Consider the following 6455-nt stretch of genomic DNA (forward strand, 5'->3'; position numbering starts at 1 on the left):
GGACCCGGTCGCCGGGACCGGACGCGGCAGCGGGCCTGTCGGCGACGACCGTCCGCCCGCGGAGGGCCCCGAGGATCCCGGCGACGTCGCCGCCGAGCGCGCCCGCTCCGGCGCCCCCGGCGAGGGCGGGCGGTGACCCCCGCGGCGACCGCGTCGACCGGGGGCACGACGGGGCTCCTGGCGGTGCTCCTGGTCCTGGCCGCCGCCGTGGTGGTCGCCGTGCGCCGTGACCGGGCCCGCCGCCGCGCCCCGGACACGGGGTCCGACAGGGGAACCGCCGCCGAAGCCGCCACGGGGGCTGGCCCCCGCCGGCGCCGCGGTGCCGCGGTCCTGCTGGTCCTCGCCGTGGTGGCCGGCAGCGGGCTGGTCGGCAGCCCCGCCCTCGCGCAGGGCTTCGACTGCAAGCAGAGCCCCGAACCGGACCGTCCCGGCACCGGTCTCGTCGGCTCGCTCGACCCGCCCCGGCCCGACGGCGGCGAACCCGGCTCGGTCTACCGCGAGGTCGGCTACGCCGGGATGACCTGGCACAACTACGACCTCGGCTGCGCGGGCGGCGTCCTCAACCCGGCGACGACCACGGACACCTGGCTCGGCAACCAGACCTTCAACGTCGCCAAGTTCGCCGTGGGCGGGGTGAACTGGGCGCACTACCTCATCGCCGACGGCGGCGCGCTGCTCGACCCGCTGGACAACGTCGTCACCGCCGCCACCCGGGCCATGTACGACTCGGTGTTCACGCTCTGGATCGGCGTGGCGCTGGTGGTCCTCGCGGTGATCCTGCTGGTCCTGGCGCTGCGTGGCGACCTGGCCCGGCAGACGCAGCGGGCGGCGTTCGCGCTCGGCGCCCTGGTGCTCGCCGGCGCGGCCTACCTGGCCCCGGTGAACTGGGCGAAGGCGGCGGACGCGCTGCTGCTCGACGGCGTCACACAGATGCAGGAGGGCTTCCTCTCCCAGGTCGGGCTGGGCGACCGGGACACCCTGCCGACGGTGCTGGTCGACCAGGTGATCTACACGAACTGGCTGCGCGGCAACTTCGGCTCCCCCGACGTCCCGCAGGCCACCGACCTCGGCCGGCCGCTGCTGCGGGCGTCGACCTTCACGATCAACGAGGTCGCCGACGGGCAGGACACCCCGCAGCTGGCCGAGCAGAAGAAGAACGACTACGCGACCCTCGCCGGGCAGATGGGCGACCGGTACAGCTACTTCCAGGGCGAGTCCGGCAGCCGGGTCGGTGTCGGCGTGCTCTCGGTGGTGCAGGCGGCGTGCATCGCGCTGTTCCAGCTGCTGTCGAAGGTGCTGGTGCTGGTCGCGATGCTGCTGCTGCGGCTGATGGTGATGACGGCCCCGGCGATCGCCGTCGTGGCCGTGCTGAAGCCCGACATCCTGCCCGCGCTGTTGCGGGTGGCCGGCGCCGCGATCGTCAACACGATCATCGTCGGCGCGCTCGCCGGGTTGCACGCGCTGCTGGTGGTGTCGCTGTTCCGCCCCGGTGCCGGCATCGGCCTGTGGCTCGCGCTGCTGGTCACGGGCGTGGTCACGGTGGTGCTCTGGGCCGTCGCGCGGCCCTTCCGGCGACTCGTGTCGATGGTGTCGCTGACCCGGGACCAGTTCGGCGGGATCGTGCCGTCGGTCGGCGGCGGCCCGATGTCCCGCGTCTGGCAGCGGGTCCGCGGCGCCGACCCCGAGGAGCGGCAGGGCCGCTGGTGGAACGAGCGCCGGGGGTCCGGCCCGGGCGACGACCCGGACGCCGTGCGGCCCGAGGCCGAGTACTCGCGCTTCACCGCGCCGCCCCCCGTGCAGGCCACGGTCACACCGGCCGGACCGGGGGCGCGGACGCCGCGCCGGCACGCCGAGGTCATCGGCGTGAACGACCCGGCCGTCCCGGCGGCGCGCCGTCCGGCCCTGCCCGCGGGCGGGTCGTCCACCCGCGCGGCGACCGGCCGCCACCCCGTCCGCACCGACCCGAGCGAGGTCGACGAGCGCGTGATCTACCGCCGGTCCGACCCTGCGGCGCCCCGCGCCGTCCGGGCCCGCCCGGTCGACGCCGAGCTCGTCGACGGCGTCCCGGTCTACCGCATCTACCGCCCCGCCCGGACGGGCCGCGATGCCGATTAGGTCCCCGCGCGGGCGCGCGGCCGCCTACCGGGCGGTGTGGGCGTGGCCCCTCCGTACCCCGCTGCGGCTCGGGGTGACCGTCCTCGTGGTGCTGGCCCTGGCCGTGCTGGTCAGCCTCGCCGTCGGAGCCCTCCGCCCGCCCGCGCAGGCCCCGGCGGCCCAGCGATCGGGCACGACGACCACCACCGGCGTCCGCGCGCCCGCCTCGCCGACCCCGACGGCCCTGCCGCCCGTCGCGGCGCTGACCCCGACCACGCTCCCGCTGTCGGCGGCTCCGGCCGAGGCGCTGCAGGTCGCGCAGAACTGGGCCGCGGCCTGGGCCACCCACCCGGCGGGCACCACGAACCAGCAGTGGGTCGACGGGCTGATCCCCTACACGACGCCCGAGTACGTCGGCACGCTCACCGGCGTCGACCCCGCCAACATCCCCGCGACCCGGGTGACGGGTTCGGCGACGGCCACGCAGGTCTCCCCCGCCTCGGTCGTCGCCGACGTCCCGACGGACGCGCTGACCCTGCAGGTCACGGTCGTCGACACCGAGGCGGGTTGGCGCGTCTCCGGCTACGACCGGGCCTGACGCCGTGCGCCTGCTCCGGCCGCTGCGGCTGCTGCTGCCCTTCGCGGCCATCGGCGTGGCGCTCCTGGTCTTCCTGACGCTCGGTTTCCTCGCCTTCGCGCCCAACGCCGCCCAACAGCGGGCCGGCACCGGGTGCGACGCCGGTATCGGGCCGATCGGGACCGTCGGGCGCGGGGGCGCGGCCGGGGCGACGATCGACACGCTGACGGACGAGCAGCGGCAGAACGCGGCGACGATCATCGGCGTCGGCAAGGAGCTGAACGCCCCGCCCCGGGCATGGCTGGTGGCGCTGGCCACGGCCATGCAGGAGTCGACCCTGCGGAACATCGACTACGGCGACCGGGACTCGCTGGGCCTGTTCCAGCAGCGGCCCTCCCAGGGCTGGGGCTCGCCGGCCCAGGTCACCGACCCGAACTACAGCGCGCGGATCTTCTACGACCGGCTGCTGCAGGTCCCAGACTGGGAGGACCAGCCGGTCACGGTGGCCGCGCAGACCGTGCAGCGCTCGGCCTTCCCCAGCGCCTACGCGAAGTGGGAGGGGCTGGCGGCGGACCTCGTCGAGCAGCTCGGCGACGTCGCCGACCCCACGGGCTGCGGCGACGGGTCCGCAGAGCTGCCGGCCGGGGTGGCGCGCGCGGCCATCGAGTTCGCCCTCGGCGAGGTCGGCAAGCCGTACGTCTGGGGCGCCACCGGCCCGAACACCTACGACTGTTCGGGGCTGATGCTGCGGGCGTTCGAGAAGGCCGGCATCAAGCTCCCCCGGGTGTCCCGGGACCAGTACGACGCGGGCGGCCACCTCCCGGTCCGCCAGGCCCAGGCCGGCGACCTGATGTTCTACGCCTACGACCGCACGGACCCGTCGACGATCCACCACGTGTTCCTCTACCTGGGCAACGACCAGATGGTGGAGGCGCCCTACAGCGGGCAGAACGTCCGGGTGCAGCCCGTAAACTGGGACTACAAGGAGCTCGTGCCCCTCGCGACCCGCCCGGGCACCCCCTCCAACACCGCCTGAACCCTCCCCGGGAGCACGCACGATGGCCCGCCCGGACGCCGCCCGTCCGTCCCGCCCCCGCTCGACCACGCCGCTCGCCGACTACCTGGACCGTCCGGCCCCGGGTACGGGTCCGGACTACCTGGTGGTGCCGCGCGGGCTCGCCGAGGCGATGCCGCTGCGCTGGCAGCAGGTGTTCGCGGGGCTGCTCGCGGACCTGCACGACGCCTACGGCCACCTGGACTGGCCGGACTACCGGGTGGTGCCGAGCCGCTGGGAGCTGCTGCGCGACCTCGACGAGGAGCAGCTGGCTGCGGCGGGGTACGTCGCCGACCTGGATCCCGAGGGCCGGCTGGAGTACCGGGACGCCGCCGGCGAGGCGGTCGCCGACCCCGCGCACCACCGGGCCCTGGCGCCGGTCGAGGAGACCCTGCCGCGCCCGGGGGACGAGGTCCCGCCGCCGCGACCCGCGCCGGCGCTGTAAGGGCCTCTACAGCTTTCTCGTTCCTCGGCTAGACACTGCGATATCCCGCGAGCCGCACTGCGGGGTCCGTCGTGTGCTCCCCGCCACTGCCGCAAAGTTGAGTCAGGTGGGAACAAGTCGGGTACGTCGCCCGTTGGATCGGGCAGCAAGTTGAGTGAAGTGGGCTCAAGGCCGGGTTGACGGCGAGCGCCTCGATCGCGAAACTTGAGCCGGATCCGCTCAACGGCGGTACGGAACCCTGCAGTTCGACAAGCAGTACGACGACCAGCAGTACGACAAGCAGTACGACACAGTGTTCGACACGGAGGCACACACCATGGCTCGTGCGGTCGGTATCGACCTCGGGACCACCAACTCCGTCGTCTCCGTCCTGGAGGGCGGGGAGCCGACGGTGATCGCCAACTCCGAGGGCTCCCGCACCACGCCCTCGGTCGTGGCGTTCGCGCGCAACGGCGAGGTCCTCGTCGGCCAGTCCGCCAAGAACCAGGCCGTCACCAACGCGGACCGCACGTTCCGCTCGGTGAAGCGGTTCATCGGCTCGGACTGGAAGACCCCCGAGATCGACGGGAAGACCTACGCCGCGCAGGAGATCAGCGCCCGCGTGCTGCAGAAGCTCAAGCGGGACGCCGAGGCCTACCTGGGCGAGGACATCACCGACGCGGTGATCACCGTCCCGGCGTACTTCGAGGACGCGCAGCGCCAGGCCACCAAGGAGGCCGGCCAGATCGCGGGCCTCAACGTCCTGCGCATCGTCAACGAGCCCACCGCGGCCGCGCTGGCCTACGGGCTCGACAAGGGCGAGACCGAGCAGACGATCCTCGTCTTCGACCTCGGCGGCGGCACCTTCGACGTCTCGCTGCTCGAGATCGGCGACGGCGTCGTGGAGGTCAAGGCCACCAACGGCGACAACCACCTCGGCGGCGACGACTGGGACGAGCGGATCGTCTCCTGGCTCGTCGACAAGTTCAAGGGCAGCCACGGCATCGACCTGACCAAGGACAAGATGGCGATGCAGCGGCTCCGTGAGGCCGCGGAGAAGGCGAAGATCGAGCTCTCGAGCTCCTCGAGCGCCACGATCAACCTGCCCTACATCACCGTCGACAGCGACAAGAACCCGCTGTTCCTCGACGAGACGCTGTCCCGCGCCGAGTTCCAGCGCATCACCTCGGACCTGCTCGACCGCACCCGCGCGCCGTTCAACCAGGTGATCAAGGACGCCGGCATCTCGGTCGGCGACATCGACCACGTGGTCCTCGTCGGCGGCTCGACCCGCATGCCGGCCGTGACCGACCTGGTCAAGGAGCTCACCGGCGGCAAGGAGCCGAACAAGGGCGTCAACCCGGACGAGGTCGTCGCCGTCGGCGCCGCCCTGCAGGCCGGTGTCCTGCGCGGCGAGGTCAAGGACGTCCTGCTGCTCGACGTCACCCCGCTGTCCCTCGGCATCGAGACCAAGGGCGGCGTGATGACCAAGCTGATCGAGCGCAACACCACGATCCCGACCAAGAAGTCCGAGATCTTCACGACGGCGGACGACAACCAGCCGTCGGTGCAGATCCAGGTCTACCAGGGCGAGCGCGAGATCGCGGCCTACAACAAGAAGCTCGGCATGTTCGAGCTGACCGGGCTGCCGCCGGCCCCGCGCGGCGTGCCGCAGATCGAGGTGTCCTTCGACATCGACGCCAACGGCATCGTGAAGGTCTCCGCGGTCGACAAGGGCACCGGCAAGAGCCAGGACATGACGATCACCGGCGGGTCCGCCCTGGGCAAGGACGAGATCGACCGGATGATGCGCGAGGCCGAGCAGCACGCCGAGGAGGACAAGAAGCGGCGTGAGGAGGCCGAGGTCCGCAACCAGGCCGAGACCCTCGTCTACCAGACGGAGAAGTTCGTCAAGGACAACGAGGACAAGGTCCCGGCCGACGTCAAGGACTCGGTGAACTCCGCCCTCGGCGAGGTGCAGGAGGCCCTCAAGGGCACCGACACGGACGCGATCAAGTCCTCGATGGAGAAGCTCGCCACCGAGTCCCAGAAGCTCGGGCAGGCGCTCTACCAGCAGCCGGGCGCCGAGGGCGCCCCGGGCGGCGCGGCCGGTGAGAACCCGGGCGCCGGCGCCACCGGCGAGCAGGCCGGTGCCGACGACGTGGTGGACGCCGAGATCGTCGACGACGAGGAGAAGAAGGACAAGTGAGCACCCCGTACGGATCCGACCGCAGGCCGGGCCCGGAGGGGGAGCAGGAGGAGCCGGTCGTCGTGCGCGACCGGCGCCGGATCGACCCCCTGACGGG

Annotated in this window: 5 protein-coding genes; all 5 read left to right on the forward strand. The window is 73.0% G+C overall.

Features of this window, described 5'->3' with window-relative positions; genetic code table 11:
• The first annotated feature begins 132 nt into the window (after nucleotides 1–132).
• The gene (locus LWC35_RS38405) at nucleotides 133–2115 is read left to right on the forward strand and encodes a hypothetical protein (protein WP_232875515.1); all 1983 of its coding nucleotides are present in this window, start codon (nucleotides 133–135) and stop codon (nucleotides 2113–2115) included.
• On the forward strand, nucleotides 2105–2692 hold the full coding sequence (locus LWC35_RS38410) for a hypothetical protein (protein ID WP_232875516.1): 588 nt from the start codon (nucleotides 2105–2107) through the stop codon (nucleotides 2690–2692). Before LWC35_RS38405 ends, LWC35_RS38410 begins: the two co-directional genes overlap by 11 nt.
• Nucleotides 2693–2696: 4 nt before the next feature.
• Complete coding sequence (locus tag LWC35_RS38415; protein ID WP_232875517.1) at nucleotides 2697–3707, forward strand: C40 family peptidase; 1011 nt, start codon at nucleotides 2697–2699, stop codon at nucleotides 3705–3707.
• Nucleotides 3708–3729: 22 nt separating this feature from the next.
• Nucleotides 3730–4170: a hypothetical protein gene (locus tag LWC35_RS38420; RefSeq protein WP_232875518.1), complete on the forward strand. Its 441-nt coding sequence runs from the start codon at nucleotides 3730–3732 to the stop codon at nucleotides 4168–4170.
• 316 nt (nucleotides 4171–4486) lie between these two features.
• Nucleotides 4487–6358, forward strand: a complete 1872-nt coding sequence (gene dnaK, locus LWC35_RS38425) for a molecular chaperone DnaK (RefSeq protein ID WP_232875519.1) — start codon at nucleotides 4487–4489, stop codon at nucleotides 6356–6358.
• The last annotated feature ends 97 nt before the right edge of the window (nucleotides 6359–6455 follow it).

The sequence above is a fragment of the Pseudonocardia kujensis genome (assembly GCF_021283305.1).
Lineage (GTDB): Bacteria > Actinomycetota > Actinomycetes > Mycobacteriales > Pseudonocardiaceae > Pseudonocardia > Pseudonocardia kujensis.

What these genes read in the sequence shown, in the direction of transcription:
- dnaK (WP_232875519.1), top strand. Translation starts at nt 4,487, where the DNA reads ATGGCTCGTGCGGTCGGTATCGACCTCGGGACCACCAACTCCGTCGTC.
- LWC35_RS38420 (WP_232875518.1), top strand. Translation starts at nt 3,730, where the DNA reads ATGGCCCGCCCGGACGCCGCCCGTCCGTCCCGCCCCCGCTCGACCACG.
- LWC35_RS38410 (WP_232875516.1), top strand. Translation starts at nt 2,105, where the DNA reads ATGCCGATTAGGTCCCCGCGCGGGCGCGCGGCCGCCTACCGGGCGGTG.